The organism is Burkholderia sp. THE68, assembly GCF_009938265.1.
In the GTDB taxonomy this organism is placed as follows: domain Bacteria; phylum Pseudomonadota; class Gammaproteobacteria; order Burkholderiales; family Burkholderiaceae; genus Caballeronia.
This window is the reverse complement of record NZ_AP022315.1, coordinates 1,036,995-1,054,980: the sequence shown is the minus strand read 5'-3', so window position 1 is coordinate 1,054,980 and position 17,986 is coordinate 1,036,995. Positions and strand designations below refer to the sequence as shown.

17 protein-coding genes are annotated in these 17,986 nt (G+C 65.7%); 9 read left to right on the top strand and 8 right to left on the bottom strand.

Going from position 1 to position 17,986, the window contains the following annotated elements; translation table 11 throughout:
* Positions 1-54 precede the first annotated feature (54 nt).
* The 5 genes from wrbA (at position 55) to BTHE68_RS04960 (ending at position 4,226) form a co-directional block, all read left to right on the top strand.
* Entirely contained in the window at positions 55-675 is a 621-nt protein-coding gene (wrbA, locus tag BTHE68_RS04980) for an NAD(P)H:quinone oxidoreductase (protein ID WP_162065393.1), read from the top strand.
* Positions 672-1,067 carry a DUF2069 domain-containing protein gene (locus BTHE68_RS04975; RefSeq protein ID WP_162065392.1) on the top strand — a complete coding sequence of 132 codons (396 nt, stop codon included), beginning with the start codon at positions 672-674 and terminating at the stop codon, positions 1,065-1,067. The genes wrbA and BTHE68_RS04975 overlap by 4 nt, the downstream gene beginning before the upstream one ends.
* Positions 1,068-1,227: 160 nt before the next feature.
* A complete protein-coding gene (locus BTHE68_RS04970; protein WP_162065391.1) occupies positions 1,228-2,682 on the top strand; it encodes an FAD-binding oxidoreductase in 1,455 nt (484 codons plus the stop codon).
* Positions 2,679-3,482, top strand: a complete 804-nt coding sequence (locus BTHE68_RS04965; protein WP_162065390.1) for a metallophosphoesterase — start codon at positions 2,679-2,681, stop codon at positions 3,480-3,482. The genes BTHE68_RS04970 and BTHE68_RS04965 overlap by 4 nt, the downstream gene beginning before the upstream one ends.
* A gap of 33 nt (positions 3,483-3,515) precedes the next feature.
* Positions 3,516-4,226: an SOS response-associated peptidase gene (locus BTHE68_RS04960; RefSeq protein WP_162065389.1), complete on the top strand. Its 711-nt coding sequence runs from the start codon at positions 3,516-3,518 to the stop codon at positions 4,224-4,226.
* Between the two features lie 4 nt (positions 4,227-4,230).
* On the opposite strand, the gene BTHE68_RS04955 is transcribed toward BTHE68_RS04960, so the two are convergent.
* Complete coding sequence (locus tag BTHE68_RS04955; RefSeq protein WP_162065388.1) at positions 4,231-4,419, bottom strand: hypothetical protein; 189 nt, start codon at positions 4,417-4,419, stop codon at positions 4,231-4,233.
* 123 nt (positions 4,420-4,542) lie between these two features.
* Complete coding sequence (locus tag BTHE68_RS04950; protein ID WP_061175737.1) at positions 4,543-5,481, bottom strand: LysR family transcriptional regulator; 939 nt, start codon at positions 5,479-5,481, stop codon at positions 4,543-4,545.
* A gap of 168 nt (positions 5,482-5,649) precedes the next feature.
* Between BTHE68_RS04950 and BTHE68_RS04945 the strand changes: the two genes are divergently transcribed.
* From BTHE68_RS04945 to BTHE68_RS04930, 4 genes are read left to right on the top strand one after another with little or no spacing between them, the layout of a single operon-like run.
* Positions 5,650-7,161 carry an efflux transporter outer membrane subunit gene (locus tag BTHE68_RS04945; RefSeq protein WP_162065387.1) on the top strand — a complete coding sequence of 504 codons (1,512 nt, stop codon included), beginning with the start codon at positions 5,650-5,652 and terminating at the stop codon, positions 7,159-7,161.
* Between the two features lie 2 nt (positions 7,162-7,163).
* A complete protein-coding gene (locus tag BTHE68_RS04940) occupies positions 7,164-9,350 on the top strand; it encodes an FUSC family protein (protein ID WP_162065386.1) in 2,187 nt (728 codons plus the stop codon).
* Positions 9,337-9,540 (top strand): DUF1656 domain-containing protein, encoded by a 204-nt coding sequence (locus BTHE68_RS04935; protein ID WP_061175740.1) that lies wholly within the window; start codon positions 9,337-9,339, stop codon positions 9,538-9,540. Before BTHE68_RS04940 ends, BTHE68_RS04935 begins: the two co-directional genes overlap by 14 nt.
* Positions 9,541-9,578: 38 nt before the next feature.
* Positions 9,579-10,442, top strand: coding sequence for an efflux RND transporter periplasmic adaptor subunit (locus tag BTHE68_RS04930; protein WP_162065385.1), 864 nt, complete (start codon positions 9,579-9,581; stop codon positions 10,440-10,442).
* Positions 10,443-11,127: 685 nt separating this feature from the next.
* Here the strand turns inward: BTHE68_RS04930 and BTHE68_RS04925 are convergent.
* The 6 genes from BTHE68_RS04925 to aruF form a co-directional block, all read right to left on the bottom strand.
* Positions 11,128-11,943 carry an ABC transporter substrate-binding protein gene (locus BTHE68_RS04925; protein ID WP_162065384.1) on the bottom strand — a complete coding sequence of 272 codons (816 nt, stop codon included), beginning with the start codon at positions 11,941-11,943 and terminating at the stop codon, positions 11,128-11,130.
* A 106-nt stretch (positions 11,944-12,049) separates the two neighbouring features.
* On the bottom strand, positions 12,050-13,066 hold the full coding sequence (gene astE, locus BTHE68_RS04920; protein WP_162065383.1) for a succinylglutamate desuccinylase: 1,017 nt from the start codon (positions 13,064-13,066) through the stop codon (positions 12,050-12,052).
* A complete protein-coding gene (gene astB, locus BTHE68_RS04915; RefSeq protein ID WP_162065382.1) occupies positions 13,050-14,390 on the bottom strand; it encodes an N-succinylarginine dihydrolase in 1,341 nt (446 codons plus the stop codon). The genes astE and astB overlap by 17 nt, the downstream gene beginning before the upstream one ends.
* Positions 14,391-14,419: 29 nt before the next feature.
* On the bottom strand, positions 14,420-15,892 hold the full coding sequence (astD, locus tag BTHE68_RS04910; protein WP_162065381.1) for a succinylglutamate-semialdehyde dehydrogenase: 1,473 nt from the start codon (positions 15,890-15,892) through the stop codon (positions 14,420-14,422).
* Between the two features lie 16 nt (positions 15,893-15,908).
* Complete coding sequence (gene astA, locus BTHE68_RS04905; RefSeq protein ID WP_162065380.1) at positions 15,909-16,937, bottom strand: arginine N-succinyltransferase; 1,029 nt, start codon at positions 16,935-16,937, stop codon at positions 15,909-15,911.
* Entirely contained in the window at positions 16,934-17,980 is a 1,047-nt protein-coding gene (gene aruF / locus BTHE68_RS04900) for an arginine/ornithine succinyltransferase subunit alpha (RefSeq protein WP_162066792.1), read from the bottom strand. Before aruF ends, astA begins: the two co-directional genes overlap by 4 nt.
* Positions 17,981-17,986: the final 6 nt, after the last annotated feature.

Genomic DNA, 17,986 nt, shown 5'->3' with positions numbered 1-17,986 from the left:
CCACGCCACGAATATCGCTCAATACCTATAATAGCCGTTCACTAAAAAAGCCTTATGAACGACATTCTCGTGCTCTACTACAGCCGCCACGGCGCGACCCGCGAGCTTGCGCTCGCGATCGCCCAGGGCGTCGACAGCGTGCCCGGCATGCAGGCGCGCGTGCGCACGGTGCCGCCGGTCTCGGCCGTCTGCGAAGCCACCCAGCCCGACATTCCCGCCGACGGCCCGCCCTACGCCGAACTGCGCGACCTCGAGGAATGCGCCGGTCTCGCGCTCGGCTCGCCCACGCGCTTCGGCAACATGGCGGCGCCGCTCAAATACTTCCTCGACGGCACCACGCCGCAGTGGCTCTCTGGAGCTTTGGCGGGCAAGCCCGCCAGCGTCTTCACCTCGACCGGCAGCCTGCACGGGGGCCAGGAAAGCACCCTGCTTTCGATGATGCTGCCGCTTCTGCATCACGGCATGATGATCGTCGGCATCCCGTACACCGAATCGCGGCTCACTTCGACGCAAAGCGGCGGCACGCCCTACGGCGCATCGCATCATGCGCGCGCGGGCGGCGACGACAACGGCCGCCACGGCATTTCCGCCGACGAGAAAGCGCTCGCCATCGCCCTCGGCGCGCGGCTCGCGCGCACCGCGCTCAATCTCGTGCGCGGCGCGCGCTCCGCATGACCACGCCGATCTCCACGACGCGTCCCAACGCCGTGCTGGCAGTCGGCGCGCTTGCCAGCCTCGCCGCGCTCATCGTCCTTTCGCTCGTCTGGGAGCTCTGGCTCGCGCCGCTGCGCCCCGGCGCGTGGGCGCTCGCGCTGAAGGCGCTGCCGCTCGCGTGCGCGCTGCCCGGTGTCGCACGCAAGAGCCTCTATACGCTGCAATGGGCGTCGATGCTCGTTCTGCTCTATCTGGCCGAGGGCGTCGTGCGCGGCATGACCGATGCGGGCCTTTCCGCATCGCTCGCCTGGCTGGAAGCGCTGCTCGCCCTCGCGTTCTTCGTCTGCGCGCTCGCCTACGTCGCGCCGTTCAAGCGTACGGCCCGGTTGAACGCCCGTGCGAAAAAAAGCTAGTCCATTCGCTTTTCTGACGCCTGCGCCGCCAGGTCTTGATGCTTTGTAGCACGGATTGGCGCGCGCCGCGCGTGCCTATGCCATTCGGACGAGGGTCGCGCGCCGCATGCCTGCGCGATACTGTCGACTACGCCCTACCGGAATCTCCGCTTTTCAGCCCATGACCGCATCCCAAGCCTTCATCGCCGCCTGCACCGAGGTCCTCGGCGCGCCGCACGTCCTGACCGACACCCACGATACGGAGCCCTATCTCGTCGACTGGCGCAAGCGCTATCGCGGCAACGCGTGCGCCGTGCTGCTGCCCGCCGATACCGCGCAGGTCGCGGCCGTCGTGCGTCTCGCGCGTGAATATCGCGTGGCGATCGTGCCGCAGGGCGGCAATACAGGGCTCGCCGGCGGCGCGACGCCCGATCCGAGCGGCGCGCAGGCCGTCATCAGCCTGAAGCGGCTCAACCGGATTCGCGGCATCGATCCGCACAACAACACGATCACCGTCGAAGCCGGCGTCATCCTCGCCGAGATTCAGGCGCGCGCCGAGAGCGCGCAGCGTCTTTTTCCGCTCAGTCTCGCGGCGGAAGGCAGTTGCACGATCGGCGGCAATTTGTCGACGAACGCGGGCGGCACCGGCGTGCTGCGCTACGGCAACACGCGCGAGCTTTGCCTCGGGCTCGAAGTCGTGACGCCGCAAGGTGAAATATGGGACGGGCTGCGCGGTCTGCGCAAGGACAACACCGGCTACGATCTGCGCGATTTGTTCATCGGCGCGGAAGGCACGCTCGGCATCATCACGGCGGCCGTCATGAAGCTGCATCCCGCGCCGGTCGCGAAAGTCACGGCGCTCGCCGGGCTCGCGTCGCCGCACGCCACGCTCGATTTCCTTTCGATGGCGCAGCATCACGCGGGCGCGCTACTGACCGGTTTCGAACTGATGTCCGATTTCTCGATGCGCCTGGTCGGCCGGCACTTTCCGCAACTGCGCTATCCATTCGGCGAGCCGCACGCGCAGACCGTGCTGCTCGAACTCTCGGACAGCGAAAGCGAAGAGCACGCCCGCATCCTCTTCGAGCGACTGATGGAAGAAGCGCTCGAAAAAGGCGTCGTGGAAGATGCCGTCGTCGCGGAAAATCTCGCGCAATCGCAGGCATTCTGGGACTTGCGCGAACATATTCCGCTCGCGCAGGCGGAAGAAGGCCTGAACATCAAGCATGATATTGCCGTGCCCATTTCGAGCATCGGCCGCTTCATCGACGAAACCGATGCGATCATCGCGAAGGCGGTTCCCGGCGCGCGCATGGTGACGTTCGGCCATCTCGGCGACGGCAATCTGCACTACAACGTGCAGGCGCCCGAGGGCGTCGATCAGAAACGGTTTCTGGACGAGCATCAGGCGCCGATCAACGCGCTCGTGTATGACCAGGTACACGCGCATCGCGGCAGCATCAGCGCCGAGCACGGCCTCGGCCAACTGAAGGTGGATGAAGCCATGCACTACAAGTCGCCGGTCGAAGTGCGCCTCATGCAGACCATCAAGGCCGCGCTCGATCCGGACAATCTGATGAATCCCGGCAAGGTCGTGCACTGGAACGCGGCTTCGCCCACGGAGGACATCGCATGAAGATTCGCGTGCTGTCGGACCTGCATCTCGAATGCGACGAGCCGCTGGCGATTCCCTACGCCGAGGCCGATCTCGTCGTGCTGGCGGGTGACATCCACAATCACGCCGAGGGCTTGCGCTGGGCGGCGGAAAACTTCGGCTCCGAGGTGCCGGTCATCTACGTCCCCGGCAATCACGAGTATTACGACGCCGAGTTCGGCGCGATGGAAGCGGCGATGCACGATGCCGCGCGCAGCGTCGACAACGTGCACTATCTGAACAACGCGTCGCTGGTCGATCGACGCGGCGCGTGGCGCGTGCTCGGCACGACGCTGTGGACCGACTTTGCGCTGTTCGGCGCGGGCGACGACAAAATCGAGAACGCCAAAGAGGCGTGCACGAAGGTCATGCTCGACTACAAGGGCCTCATTCAACTGTCATGGCCCGAGCCGGACGGCGAACCGCGCGAGTTCGCCCCCGACGATTCGCTCGCCTTGCACCAACAGGCGCGTGCGTGGCTCGAAGCCGAGCTCGCGAAGCCGTTCGCGGGCCAGACGATCGTCGTCACGCATCATGCGCCGATGCGGCAGAGCCTCGCGCCGCGCTACGCGGAAGATCTCGTATCGGCAGGCTTCGTCAATCATCTGCCGCAACTCGCGCGCGCGCCCGCGTCGCTATGGATACACGGGCATACGCATACGTCGTTTGATTACGTCGTCGAGGGCACGCGCGTCGTGTGCAATCCGCGCGGTTATTTCGACCGGCGCAGGCAACAGTGGGAGAATCCCGATTTCGCGTGGGACAAGGTCGTCGAGATATGAAGCGAACCGTGTTGGACTTTGCGGAGGAACGCCATGTGTGGCCGAATCAGCCAGTACCGACTGCCGATGCATTACGCGCAACGTCTGCATCTGAAGAATCCGTTCGTGCTCGTGGATGCCGCCGACCGGCGTCCCGGCTATAACCTGTCGCCGGGCACGCATCCGCTCGCCGTCTATCCGGACGAGACCATCCGCGCGGTGCACTGGGGCTATTGCCCGCCGTGGGCCATCCAGAAGAAGCTGCCGCAGACGATCAACGCGCGCGTCGAGACCGCGGCGACCAGCGCGTATTTCAAGCATTTGTGGAAGAAGGCGCGCATTCTAGTGCCGGCCGACGGCTGGTTCGAATGGCGCATCGAGCCGCGCCCCGGCGATCCCGCGGCGAAGCCCTTCAAGCAGCCGTACTTCATTCAGCGCGCGGACGGCGAGCCGATGTATCTCGCTGCGCTCACCAGCATCCTGCGCGATGAAGACGCCGCCGCGCCCGGCGCGGGCTTCGTCATCGTGACGGCGGCCGCCGACGAAGGCCTGGTCGACGTGCACGACCGCCGCCCGCTGGTCTTCTCACCCGCCGTCGCGCGGCGCTGGCTCGATCCGGACGCGTCGCCCGAAGACCTCGCGGCGCTCGTCAAGGCGGACGGCGTGCCGGCGTCTCACTTCGTCTGGCATCGCGTATCGACCGATGTGAATCGCGCGACCAACGACGAGCCTCGCCTCATCGAGCCGCTGGCGACGGCGCTCTGAAAAATCAGCGATCGTAGTGATCGCGCGGACGGCGCACGCGCGGGTCGCGGTCGTCGTCGATGCGTATCGGCACGAGACGCGGCTTCGCGTCGCGCTCCGACAGGCCGCGCATGGCGTTGAAGAAATCCCGAGACGCCGGAACGGCGATCAACGCCAGAAGCGCGGCAAGGGCGATCAGAAGTGGCGTACTCATGTGACTTATCCCGGTAAAAGATGCGTTCGAACCAGTCCAGACGGTATCAAGCTGCGGCCGAACCGTGAGTAAGCAAGTGTTGCACCGCGCTTTATTTCGTAACCGGACGCGCACCCGCGCGCTTCAGGCGACGACGAATTCCTTTAGCGATTCGGCATCCGCGGCGAGCGTGTCGGGCAGCGCCTCGCGCAGAAACTCGACCCAGGTGCGGATTTTCGCATCGAGATACTGCCGCGACGGATAGAGCGCGTAGACGTGCAGCTCCTGCATGGTGTACTGCGGCAGCACGCGCACCAGCGTGCCCGCGCGCAGGCCCGGCAGCGCGGACGAAGTCGGCAGCACGCCGATGCCCATGCTCTCGCGGATCGCGACCACCATCGCCTCCGCGACGTTCACCGTGAACGTCGACGGCCCGAGGCTCACCGTCTCCTGGCCGTTCGGGCCGTCGAAGACCCAGCGGTCGGGCGGGAACACCGGCGTCATCAAATGCAGGCAGGTGTGGCGCACGAGATCGGACAGCACATGCGGCGCGCCGTGCTTCTCGATATACGCAGGCGACGCGCACGCGATGCTGAACACCGTGCCGAGACGCGCCGACACGAGCCCGGAATCGGGCAGCTCGGACGCGAGCACGACAGACACGTCGTAGCCTTCGTCGAGCAGATCCGGCACGCGCTGCGCGAGCGTCAGATCGACCTGCACCGACGAATGGCGCTGCTGATAGCGCGAGATCATCGGCACGATGTAGTGCTGGCCGAAGCTCGTCATCGAATGCACCTTGAGCTTGCCGGAAGGACGCGCGTGCGCGTCGCCGGCCTCCGCTTCCGCCTGATCGACATAGGCGAGGATCTGCTCGCAGCGTTGGAGATACCGCTCGCCGGCTTCGGTGAGCGCGATGCGCCGCGTCGTGCGATTGAGCAAGCGCGCGCGCAGATGCGCTTCGAGATCCGACACGGCGCGCGACGCGTAAGCCGTCGTCGTATTGAGATGCTGCGCGGCCGCGGTGAAGCTGCCCGCTTCAACCACCCGCACAAATACGCGCATGTTCTGGAGCGTGTCCATGGCGCTTTTCCGTCTTCAAGAACTGTTCGTGGACCGAATTGTTGCACATCCGGCAACAACGATTATCACATCCTCCGTAAAAATGCTTTGCATCCTTACGGGTTATTCGACAATCCTTGCAAAAATATAATGACCTCCTGACATCTAATTCAAATTCGGGAGTGAATCGTGCGAGGGCGAGTGTCCAGAAGCGCTGCGTGTGCCGCGGTTCTTACAGCGATATTAACAATTGCCGGGTGCGCCAGCACCGGCAAGATCGCGCCGCAGGATTCGCTCAACGATGCATCGACGCTCGATGTCGGCAGCGCCATTCGCGCAGCCAACGCCGACGCCCAATGGCCCGCGCAGGAATGGTGGCGCGAATATCGCGACCCGCAGCTCGACGCCTGGATCGCACGCGCGACCCACGGCAGCCCAACGCTGGCGATGGCGGCGGCGCGCGTGCGCGAAGCGCAGCAACAGGCGGGCGTCGCCCGTTCCGAGCTCCTGCCGCACGTCGACGGCGCGATGAGCATCTCGCGCAAGAACTGGCCCAATAACGATTTCTACGGTCCCGGCCCCTACGCCGACACGACCACCTGGGACAACACCGCCGGTCTCACGCTGTCCTACAACCTCGACCTCTGGCATCGCGACGACAACACCGCCGAGCGCGCGCTCGATGTCGCCCACGTGCGCGCCGCCGATGCGCGCGCCGCGCAGCTCGAACTCGAGACGAACATCGTGCGGGCGTACGTCGGTTTCTCGCAGTCGTTCGCGCTGCTCGATATCGCCGAGGACACGCTCGCGCAGCAGGAACGCATCGCGGACCTCGCGCGGCGGCGTCTGCGCGGCGGCCTCGGCACGCAGCTCGAAGTCAGCCAGGCCGAAACGCCGTTGCCTGAATACGAGCGTCAGGTCGATGTCTACGAGGAAGAGATCCAGCTCGCGCGCCATCAGCTCGCCGCGCTCGCGGGCGACGGTCCGGGCGCGGGCGAGGCGCTCACGCGCCCGGCGCTGTCGCTCGCGACGCCGCTGCCCCTGCCCTCCGCGCTGCCGGCCGAACTGGTCGGTCATCGGCCCGATATCGTCGCGGCGCGCTGGATGGTCGCGGCGCAGGCGCGTGGCATCGATGTGGCGAAAGCCGGTTTCTATCCGAACATCAATCTGGCGGCATCGCTCACGCAGGCGTTCGCGGGCGGCGCGCTGCTCAGTTTCCTCACGCGCGACGCATCCGGCTACAGCTTCGGCCCGGCGATCTCGCTGCCGATCTTCGAAGGCGGACGCCTGCGCGCGCAACTCGGCGCGGCATCGGCGCAATACGATCAGGCCGTCGATCACTACAACGCGACGCTCGTCGCGGCGCTCAAGGACATCGCCGATCAGGTCGTGCGCGTGCATTCGCTCGATACGCAGCTCGAAGCGTCCGGCCGCTCGGTCGCGGCCGCGCGCAAGAACTACGACCTCGCGAACCAGGGCTACAAGCGCGGGCTGACCGATTACCTGAACGTGCTCATCGCGCAGACGCAGTTGCTGAAGGCGCAGGACGGACAGGCGCGCGTGCGGGCGCAACGTCTCGCGTCGTATGCGACGCTCACGTCGGCGCTCGGCGGCGGGATCGACGATCCGGCCAACGGCCCGGAACAGAACGCGCTCGCGCCGTCGCAGCACATCGGCCCGTTCAGCAAGACGCGGGACTGAGCATGTCGACGCCCGCTACACTCATCGAACGTCCGTCGCTCAAGCTGGCCTTGCTCGACTGGGCGCGCACCGACGGCCTCGCCTGGATCTACATTTTCAAGGCCGTGCTCGCGGCGCTGCTGGCGCTGTGGATCGCGATGCGCCTCGACATGCAGCAGCCGCGCACCGCGATGACCACCGTGTTCGTCGTGATGCAGCCGCAAAGCGGCATGGTGCTCGCGAAGAGCTTCTATCGCTTCTGCGGGACGATGGTCGGCCTCGTCGTGATGATGGTCTTCATCAGCCTGTTTTCGCAGCAGCCGGTGCTGTTTCTTTCGGCGACGGCGCTGTGGGTCGGCGTCTGCACGGCGGGCGCGGCGCGCAACCGCAACTTTCGCTCGTACGGCTTCGTGCTCGCGGGTTACACGGCCGCGCTGATCGGCATTCCGGCGGCGCAGCATCCGGAGGCCGCGTATCTGTCGGCGCTCACGCGCGTCGGCGAAGTGACGCTCGGCATCGTGTGTTCCGGCGCGGTGAGCGCGCTGATCTTTCCGCAGCACGCGGGCGAACAGATCAGGACGACGGTGCGCCGCCGCTTCACGCAGTTCGTCGATTATGTGTGCCGCGCGCTGTCGGGCAAGATGGAGCGCGCGCAGATCGAGCGGACCAATCTCGCGTTCGTGTCGGATATCGTCGGCTTCGAGGCCGCGCGCAGCGTCGCCGTGTTCGAGAATCCCGAGTCGCGCATGCGCGGCGGACGCCTCGCGCGTCTGAACAGCGAATTCATGAGCGCGTCGACGCGCTTTCACGCGCTGCATCAGTTGATGAACCGGCTGCGCGAGAACGCATCGGCGACGACCATCGCGGCGCTCGAACCGTTCTTTCGCGAAGTGCCGCCGCTCTTTTCAGTAGCGGGCGAGCCGGTGCGCAACGCCGCCGAAGCCGCGCACGCCGCCGCGCAATTGCACGACTACAAGGCCGCCTTGCCGAAGCGCGTGCGCGCGGCGCGTGCCGCACTCGAAGCGAATCCGGACTTCGCGCAACTCGAATTCGATACCGCGGCGGAACTGCTCTACCGTTTCGTCGATGACATGCTCGCGTATGCGCAGACGTACGCGTCGCTGACCTCGCCGTCGCATGAACGCGAGCGCTGGATCGCGCGCTACGTGCCGAAGACCAACATGTTCGCGGCGGCCATCTCGGGCTTGCGCGGCGCGGTCGTGATGTTCATCCTCTCCGCGTTCTGGATCGAGACCGCGTGGCCGAGCGGCGGCACGATGGTGCTCAACGCGGCGGCCGTGTGCGCGCTCGCGTCGTCGTCGCCGCGTCCGACCCTCATGTCCGCTCAAATGGCGCTCGGCACGATGCTCGCGAGCGTGGTCGGCATGATCGTCGTGTTCGGCGTGTTTCCGCATATCGACGGCTTCACGATGATGTGCGCCGCGCTCGCGCCCGCGCTGCTGCTCGGCGCGTATCTGAGCACGCGGCGCGCGCTCGCGGGCGTGGGTATCGGCTATTGCATCTTCTTCTGCTTTCTCGCGGGCCCGGACAATCTGGTCCATTACGATCCGACCGGCTACATGAACGATGCGCTCGCGCTCGTGCTGTCGATGATCGTCGCGGCGATCGCCTTCGCGGTGCTGCTGCCGACCGATGCGCCGTGGCTGCGTCATCTGCTGCTCGGCGACTTGCGGCGCGAAGTGGTGAGCGCGCGCCGCGGACGTCTGACCACGCTCACGACGCACTTCGAAAGCCGCACGCGCGACCTGCTCGCGCAGATCAACGCGCTTCCGGCCGGCCGTCCCGATTCGCAACGCGACGCACTGCAGTGGCTCTTCGCGGTGCTCGAATTCGGTAACGCGGTGATCGATCTGCGGCGCGAGATCGCGGCGCTGCCGGACGCGTCGATGCCTTGGCGCCGCTCGGTCGACGCGACGCTCGATGCCGTCGCGCGGCTCTTCGACCGGCCGAAGCAAGCGCGCTTCGACGCGGCCCTGGCCGCGACCGAACGCGCGATCGCTGATACGCAAGCCGTGCTCGCCACGTTCGATGCGCCGCGCGAGGAAAGACATCGGCTGCAGCGCATCGCGAGTCATCTGCACTTCATCCGTACCGCGCTGCTCGATCACGAATCGCCGTTTGCGCAGTTCGCAGCCTCGGCGTCCACGCAACAACACTCGCCTGAAGGAGCGCCCCATGCTGCCGCGTAACGTCGCGATCCTCGAAGCCTATGTGCCGACGATTCTCCTGCTCTTCATCGCCGGCGCGATGATCACGTGGGTCGTCGACCGCGTGCTTTCGCTGACGGGAATCTATCGCGTGGTCTGGCATCCGGCGCTCTTTCGCGCGAGCCTGCTGGTGTGCATCTGCGGCACGCTCGGGCTCATCGCGTATCGATGAGCGCATCACCTTCATACAAGCTGAAAAAGAGTTCCAACATGATTCTCAGGAAAATCATCGGCCTGGTTTTGACGATTGCCATCTTCGCCGCTGCCCTCGTCATCGGGCGCGTGCTGTGGGTGCATTACATGGACGAGCCGTGGACGCGCGATGGCCGCGTGCGCGCGGATGTCGTCAACGTCGCGCCGGACGTGTCGGGCGCGGTCGTGCAACTGCCGGTTCGCGACAACCAGTTCGTCAAGAAAGGCGATCTGCTGATGGAGATCGATCCGTCGCACTACCGGATCGCGGTCGAACAGGCGCAGGCGAACGTCGCGGCGCGCGCGGCCGAGTTGCGCATGCGCCGCGCCGATGCCGTGCGTCGCGCCGATATGGACAGTCAGGTCGTCTCGAAGGAAGCGCGCGAGAACGCGATGCAGACCGCATCGACCGCCGAGGCGCAGTTGCAGCAGGCGCAGGCCGCGCTCGACGCCGCGAAGCTCAATCTCGAGCGCACGAAGGTGTTTTCGCCGGTGGATGGCTACGTGACGAACCTGAACGTGTTCCGCGGCGACTACGCGACGACCGGCGCGGCGAAGCTCGCGATCGTCGACAGTCATTCGTTCTGGGTCTACGGCTATTTCGAGGAAACGAAGCTGCCGCATGTGCGTATCGGCGACAAGGCGTCGATTCGACTGATGAGCGGCGGCGAGTTGAAGGGGCATGTGGAGAGCATTTCGCGCGGTATTTACGATCGCGACAATCCGCAAAGCCGCGAACTGCTCGCCGATGTGAACCCGACTTTCAACTGGGTGCGGCTCGCGCAGCGCGTGCCGGTGCGGGTGCAGATCGATCAGGTGCCGGAGGGGGTGCTGCTGAGTGCGGGGACGACGTGTACGGTGGTGATTGCGCCGTCGAGTTGAGTGAGGCTTCGGCCTCTTCTAGGCGAGGGTTTGTCGCCGGATCCCGTTGGCGTGTCGGTATATTGGCGTTGCCCCTGTGCGGGGCGGCAGTCACTTTCTTTGCTGCTGCAAAGAAAGTAACCAAAGAAACAGCTTTCCCCATCCAAAGTGCTTCATGCCGGCCGCGGCACAGGCGATCAGTCTTGGCACAGCAGTAGCGAGTGCCCTCAAAGGCCAGACCGGGCTTGGACCGCGCACGGTCTGCCACATCGCGCCACAAAACAAACTGGTTCAGCACGAAATGGCTCCGGCCCGCTTCGCAGCCGATGGGTCCATCGGGGCTGCGTGGGCTTCTGCGTTTCTCTGTTCTCGTTGGTTTCCCTTGCATACCCGACGGCAGCGCGCAGCGCTGAGCCGGAACAGTTTCGTGCTGAACCAGCGCGCTCAAACGACTAGCTTGTCAGACCGTGCGCGGTCCAAGCCCGGTTAGGCCTACGAGGGCACTCGCTACAGAGGCCACGAGCGAGGAGAAGAATGCCCAAATTGCGTATGACCGCGGGCGTATCGAGCTGCTTTCTTTGGTTACTTTCTTTGCAGCAGCAAAGAAAGTGACTGCCGCCCCGCACAGGGGCAACGCCAATAAACCAACACGAAAACGGGATCCGGCAACCAACCCAACCGCACCCAACCCTAAACGCCACCGAAGCTACTTCAACACCACCCTCACATCGAAATACTTCGCTGCGAAGCGATCAATGCTCCCATCGTCCTTCAGTTCCTTCAGCGCGCGATTGAGCGCTTCCTTCAACGCCTTGTCGTTCTTGCGCACACCGAACCCCACACCCGCGCCGAGCAGTTTGTCATCCGTCACCGCCGGACCCGCGAACGCAAACCCCGCGCCCTGCGGCTGCTTCAGAAAGCCCTTCGACGCCGCCTCGGCATCCTGGAACGCCGCATCCAGACGGCCCGCCGCCAGATCCGCGTAAATCTGATCCTGCGCCTGATACGACGCCACATCGATGCCCGCAGGCGCCCACTTCGCCTTCGCGTACGTCTCCTGAATCGAGCCCTGCAACACGCCGACGCGCTTGCCCTTCAGACCATCGACGGTCGGCTGAATGCTGCTGCCCTTCTTCGCGACCAACTGATTGGGAATGGTGTAGATCGGATCGGTGAAATCGATCGCGAGCTTGCGCTTGTCGGTGATCGTCATGTCCGAGTTGATGCCGTCGAACTTGCGCGCCTGCAGCGCGGGAATCAGCCCGTCGAACGAATTCTCGACCCACACGCACTTCATCTTCAGCTTCGCGCACACCGCGTTGCCGATGTCGATATCGAAGCCCATCAGCTCGCCGCCCGGCGACTTCGACTCGAACGGCGCATACGACGCTTCGACGCCGAAGCGCAATGTCTTCATGTCATCGGCGGCTTGCGCGTTGAACGTGGCTACGCTCGTGGCGACGGTCACGCCCAACACCGCGAACGCAGCAAGCTTGCGGCCGATCAATTGCGATTTCTTCAACTTCTATCTCCTTCCATTGCGGTTCGAACCCGGTGTGATGATGCGGCCTGACGCGGCCGCCGAAACACCGGGGCGCGATTGTAGCGCGCGAGCGCGCAATACCGGTTCAATCGAGGGAGTCGAGCGTGGCGTCGGTGGTGTCGATGACCATCAGGCCGGCGCGCAAGCCCGGCTTCACCTTCGCGTTCGGAAACACGATGCGCTCTTCATCGTGCGACACGCGATAGCAATAGTCGCCATCGCGCGCGAGCTCGGTGCCCGCAGCGAATGGCGTGAAGTTCGGCACATCGCTCGCGACGTTCAGCACGAAGCGATCGCTCTGCTTGTCGATCTGCGCGACGACGGTGAACACGCGCAACGGCGCGCGCTGCGCCGCGGCTTCGCCCGCGATCAGACGGCGCAATGCCGCATCCGATGCGGCAAAACGCGTCAGGTCGTTCTGGCCGAACGGCCGCACCTTGCCGAGTTCCAGCGTGCACGCGAGCGCGCCCGCGTGCTGCGCCGTGAAATGCGTGAACGTGTTGCCCTTCTCGCGATGCAGCAGCACGGCCTGCAGCCGCGCATCGCGCAGCCAGTCGAACATCGCGCGGGCGAGCGGCGCGCCCGTGTGCGGCAACAGTGCGAACTGCTCGAACACGGACGCGCGGATCGCCGTGTGCATGTCGATATGCCACCTGGGCAGCGCAGCGCGCTCGAAGAACTTCAGCGCGGCGTCCTCCAGCTCGGCCGCGCGCCGTGCCTCGCGGCTTTCGGGCAGGCTCGCGTGTCGGCCGCTGAACAGGCGATTGAGATCGTCGTCGATATAACGATCGCCCGAGCGCATCGCGCCGATATTGCCGACGATCACGAGCATGCTCGCCGCAAGCGACGCCTTTCCACTGGCGATATCCGCGATCAGCAGCGACAGCATTTCGATGGGCGCGGTTTCATCGCCATGAATGCCCGCCGATACGAGCACGCTGAGCGTCGGCGCGTTCGCGGGTTCGAGCAACAGCACGCCCTCGCCTTGCCACGTCCAGCGCACGCCTGAAGGCGCGGTGCCGGTGCTTGCCTCGGGCCGCCGGCCTTGCAGCGTGAACGCGAGAAAGTCGTCGAGCAATGACGAATCAGCGCTGGAAGTCATAGACGGCACCGAGTCCGAGGATGGTCGTCAGTTCGTCGAGCGCGGCGCGCGACTCGGCGAGCAGCCTCGGGTCCGCGAGATCGGCGGGCGCGAGACGGTCGCGATAGTGCGTGTCGATCCACGCATCGAGTTGCGTGAAGAGCGCGTCGTTCATCCACACGCGCGCGTTCACGGCGGCGCGCTCGGCGTCGTTCAGCACGACGCGCAGGCGCAGACAGGCCGGGCCGCCGCCGTTCTTCATGCTCTCGCGCAGATCGAAGACGAGCACTTCGTCGATGGGCGTATCGCGGCCGCCAAGCGAATCGAGATACGCCGCGACGCGCGCGTTCTCGCGACATTCCTGCGGCACGACGAGCAGTTGCCGCCCGTCCGCGCTCGACAGCAACTGGCTGTTGAAGAGATACGAGGAAACCGCGTCCTCCACGCTCACTTCGTTCGCCGGCACTTCGAGCGCGCTGAACGGCGTGCCCTGCGCGTCGAGCTTCGCGCGCAGTTCCTCGTAGACCTTGTGCTGATCGACGAAAGCGCGCTCGTGGCAGAACAGCGTCGTGCGATTGCCGACCGCGATCACGTCGTTGTGGAACACGCCCGCATCGATCACGTCGGGTGACTGTTGCGCGAACACGGTGGCATCGCCGTCAAGACCATGCAGGCGCGCGACCGCGCGGCTCGCCTCGAGCGTCTGGCGCGCCGGATAGCGCTGCGGCTGCGGACCCTGGCCGTACTCGCTCTTGCCATACACGAAGAACTCGACGCCCTTTTCGCCGTACTCGCGTGCGAAGCGCGTATGGTTCGCCGCGCCTTCATCGCCGAGCGCGGGCGTGCCGGGCAGCGCGTGATGAATACGGAAGCGCGCTTCGTCGGCGAAAATCGCGCCAAGCGAGCGGCGCGTCTCGCCATGCTCGATCGCGCGATGCAGCTTGGCCGCGAGGTTCGCCGGCGTGAAATGCACGCGGCCGTCTTCCGTATCCGCCGATGGACTCACGGTCGCGGCGTTCGCCGTCCACATCGCGGACGCGGAACTCGCCGCCGCGAGCAACTCGGGCGCTTCACGCGCGGCACGGGAGATCACGGTGGCGTCGTCGCCGGAAAAGCCGACAGCGCGCAACAGCCGGATCGACGGCCGTTCGAGCGGCGGCAGCACGCCTTGCTGAAAACCTAGGTCGGCAAGCCGCTTCATCTTGCGCAAGCCCTGCTTCGCGGCGGCCTTCGGATTCGCCACCGACTTCTCGTTGCTGCGCGACGCGACATTGCCGAACGACAGTCCCGCGTAGTTGTGCGTGGGGCCGACCAGCCCGTCGAAGTTCGCCTCGTATGCTTGCATGTTCGATTCCGGTGCTTAAAACGTGAGTCTTAAAACGTGAGCCCCGGCGATACGCTCGCGGGCATCTGCAATTGCTCGCTCTCCACCGACGCCATCGGGTACGAGCAGTAGTCCGCCGCGTAGTACGCGCTCGGCCGCTGATTGCCCGAGCGCCCGACACCGCCGAACGGCGCCGCCGACGATGCGCCGTTGGTCGGCCGGTTCCAGTTGACGATGCCCGCGCGGATGGTGCGCTGGAAGTGCCGCCACGCGGTTTCGTCGTCGGCGAGGAGACCGGCGGACAGGCCGTAGGCGGTATCGTTCGCGCGCTCGATGGCTTCATCGAAAGTCTTGTAGCGCGTGACCTGCACCATCGGGCCGAAGTGCTCTTCGTCGGGGATGTCGCGGGCGCGCGTGACATCGAGGATCGCCGGCGAGACGAAGCCGAGGTTCGCCGCGCGCTGCCTCATTTCGAGCACGGGCGCGGCGCCCGCTTCGATGAGACGCGCCTGCGCATCGACGAGACGCGACGCCGCGCGCGCGGAAATCACGGCGCCCATGTACGGCTGCGGTTCCTCGTCGAACTTGCCGACGCGGATGTTCGCGCTCACCTCGGCGAAGCGCCGCATGAAGCGCTCGCCGAAGGCATCGTCGGGAACCAGCAGCCGGCGCGCGCACGTGCAGCGCTGTCCCGCCGACAGAAACGCCGACTGGATCGTGTGATGCACGGCGGCGTCGATATCGTCGACCGGTGCGACGACGAGCGGATTGTTGCCGCCCATCTCCAGCGCGAGCACGATCTCCGGACGCCCGCCGAACTGTTTGTGCAGCAGCGTGCCCGTGTCCGAGCTGCCAGTGAAGAACAGCCCGTCGATCTGCCGATGATTCGCGAGCGCGATGCCCGTGTCCTTTTCGCCCTGCACGAGATTGAGCACGCCCGCGGGCAAGCCGGCCTGAATCCACAGCGCGAGCGTCGCCGCCGCGACGCCCGGCGCGAGTTCGGATGGCTTGAACACGACCGTGTTGCCCGCGATCAGCGCCGGCACGATATGCCCGTTCGGCAGATGCCCCGGGAAGTTGTACGGCCCGAACACGGCCACGACGCCATGCGGACGATGCCGCAGCACCGCGACGCCATCGGCCATCGGCGCGCGTTTCTCGCCGGTGCGCTCGTGATACGCCTGCACGGAGATATCGACCTTCGCGGCCATCGACGCCACTTCGGTGCGCGCTTCCCACAGCGGCTTGCCGGTTTCGCGGCCGATCGCGCTCGCGAGCGCTTCCTTGTTCTCGTTGAGCAGCGCGGCGAAACATCTCGCGATGGCAACCCGCTCATCGAACGCAAGCGCCGACCACGACGCGAACGCGCGCCGCGCCGACGACACCGCGCGGTCCACGTCCTGCGCCGATGCGCTGTTGCCTTGCCACACGGTTTCATCGGTGCCCGGATTGCGCGATGCGAACGCCGCGCCCGAGCCTGCCTGCCAGTCACCGCCGATATACAACTGGTTCGAGATTTCCATGTCGTGTCTCAACTGTTTATTTGGCGCGCGGCCAGGACGTCAGCACGCGCACGTCGTCGCCTTCCTTCACGCGCAATGCGGCGGCTTCATCCGCCGTCAGCAGGAACATGCCGTTCTCGACCGCGCCGACCGTCGCGCCGCAGCGGAAGTCTTCGAGCAGCGTGTTCGAGACGAGGCTTTTCGCTTCGCCGGGCGCGCGCTGTTCCGCGATCTTCACGCGCGCCAGCACGCTCTCGCGCACCGTGCGCAGATCCGCGATGTGGCATTCGAGCACCGGACCGGCATCGAAGATATCGACGTGATTTTCGTAGCGCAGCCCTTCCGCTTCGAGCATCTTGCGCGCGGGCGCGGTGTCCTTGTGCGTGACGCCGACCGCCTGCTGCGCGGCATCGGGCAGCAGATCGAGATACACCGGATAGCGCGGCATCAGCTCGGCGACGAACGATTTCTTGCCATGCGAGCTCAGATAGTCGGCTTCGTTGAAATCGATCTGATAGAAATGCGAGCCGACCGCGTTCCAGAACGGCGACTCGCCGTTCTCGTCGAAATGGCCGCGCAGTTCCGCGCACAGACGCTGCGGAAAGCGATCCGTGAACTGCGCGATGAACATGAAGCGCGAACGCGACAGCAAGCCGCCCACGCCCGCCGTGCGATAACGCGGGCTCAGAAAGAGCGAGCACACTTCGGCATAGCCGGTCAGATCGTGCGAGATGTTGAGCAGCGACATGCGCGTCCATACGCCCATGTCCTTGCTCGCATGCACGACCGTCGACACGCGATAGTTGTAGAACGGCTGCTCCAGACCGACTTGCGTTTCGATGCCGCACACGCCCGCGACATCGCCGGTCGCGGTGTCTTCCATCACGAAGAGATAGCCTGCTTCGAACGCTTGCGCATCGCCGGTGAGCGTGCGGCGCGCGCGTTCGACGCGGGCCGTCAGCGCGCCGTGATCCGGCTTGAAGGTGGTCAGACCCGGACCCGTTTCCTGGGCGAGCGCGACGAGCGCGTCGACATCGCCCGGCTGCGTGCAACGCACGACGATCATTGCAATTCTCCCGATGCCTGATGCAACGGCACGCAACGCACCGTGTCCTTGTCCGCTACGCCGAGCGCAGCGCGCGTGGCCGCGTTCAGCGCGGCGCCGTCGGCGCGCGTGCCCGCCAGTCCGGCCACCGCGCAGCGGAATTCATGCGCGCCGCCCGCTGCGACCAGATACGGCGCACCGCTTTCGGACGCGACCTCGCGCACCACGCGCAATTCGCTCGAACTCGCCGACGCGCTCTTGTCGATGGCGATCGTGAGCACGGGGCCCGCATCGAAGATATCGACGAAACGGTCCGGCTCGAAGCCTTCTTCGAGATGGATGTCGTAGGCGAGCAGCGTGGTTTCGTTCGGCTCGCCGAGCACGCGTTGCGCGTCGCCCGGAAGCAAGGGCACGTAGAGCGGATAGCTCGGCATCACTTCCGCGATGAAAGTGCGGCTGCGTCCGCCCGATTCCGCTTCCACCTGCTCGAAGTCGCGGCCGAAGAACTTGCGCCCGACCGCATCCCAGAACGGCGACGCGCCGGCGGCGTCGGTGACGCCGAGCATCAGCGAAAACACTTCGCTGGAAAACCGCTTGCGGTTCGCGGCGATGTAGATCATGCGCGCACGCGACAGCAGATGCGCGGCCGCTTCGTTTGCTTCATCGCGCAGCGACGGGTCGATGTAGAAACCCGTCAGACGGCTCTTGCCCGTCAGCTCGTGCGACATCGTGAGCGCGTGGATCTTGCGGTTCACCTTGAGTTCGCGCGACGCGTGGATCAGCGCATCGTTGCGAAACGCGTAGAACGGCTCCGAATAGCCCGCCGACGCGACGATGCTCGACGTGCCGAGCAGCCGGCCCGTCTGCGCATCTTCCAGCACGAAGAGATAGAACTCCTCGCCGGGAAATTCCACTTCGGCGCGAAACGAGTCTTCCGACAGCGCGACGCGCGTTTCGAGTGCGCGGCGGTCGCGCGGCAGCGAGTGCAGCACGGGAAGCGCTGCGCGCGCCATCCGTTCGAGCTCGTCGAGATCGGAGAGTGCTGCGGGGCGGACGAATAGCATCATCGG

Coding starts and splice junctions, on each gene's coding strand:
- wrbA (WP_162065393.1), top strand. CDS start 55: ATGAACGACATTCTCGTGCTCTACTACAGCCGCCACGGCGCGACCCGC.
- BTHE68_RS04975 (WP_162065392.1), top strand. CDS start 672: ATGACCACGCCGATCTCCACGACGCGTCCCAACGCCGTGCTGGCAGTC.
- BTHE68_RS04970 (WP_162065391.1), top strand. CDS start 1,228: ATGACCGCATCCCAAGCCTTCATCGCCGCCTGCACCGAGGTCCTCGGC.
- BTHE68_RS04965 (WP_162065390.1), top strand. CDS start 2,679: ATGAAGATTCGCGTGCTGTCGGACCTGCATCTCGAATGCGACGAGCCG.
- BTHE68_RS04960 (WP_162065389.1), top strand. CDS start 3,516: ATGTGTGGCCGAATCAGCCAGTACCGACTGCCGATGCATTACGCGCAA.
- BTHE68_RS04955 (WP_162065388.1), bottom strand. CDS start 4,419: ATGAGTACGCCACTTCTGATCGCCCTTGCCGCGCTTCTGGCGTTGATC.
- BTHE68_RS04950 (WP_061175737.1), bottom strand. CDS start 5,481: ATGGACACGCTCCAGAACATGCGCGTATTTGTGCGGGTGGTTGAAGCG.
- BTHE68_RS04940 (WP_162065386.1), top strand. CDS start 7,164: ATGTCGACGCCCGCTACACTCATCGAACGTCCGTCGCTCAAGCTGGCC.
- BTHE68_RS04935 (WP_061175740.1), top strand. CDS start 9,337: ATGCTGCCGCGTAACGTCGCGATCCTCGAAGCCTATGTGCCGACGATT.
- BTHE68_RS04930 (WP_162065385.1), top strand. CDS start 9,579: ATGATTCTCAGGAAAATCATCGGCCTGGTTTTGACGATTGCCATCTTC.
- astE (WP_162065383.1), bottom strand. CDS start 13,066: ATGACTTCCAGCGCTGATTCGTCATTGCTCGACGACTTTCTCGCGTTC.
- astB (WP_162065382.1), bottom strand. CDS start 14,390: ATGCAAGCATACGAGGCGAACTTCGACGGGCTGGTCGGCCCCACGCAC.
- astD (WP_162065381.1), bottom strand. CDS start 15,892: ATGGAAATCTCGAACCAGTTGTATATCGGCGGTGACTGGCAGGCAGGC.
- astA (WP_162065380.1), bottom strand. CDS start 16,937: ATGATCGTCGTGCGTTGCACGCAGCCGGGCGATGTCGACGCGCTCGTC.
- aruF (WP_162066792.1), bottom strand. CDS start 17,980: ATGCTATTCGTCCGCCCCGCAGCACTCTCCGATCTCGACGAGCTCGAA.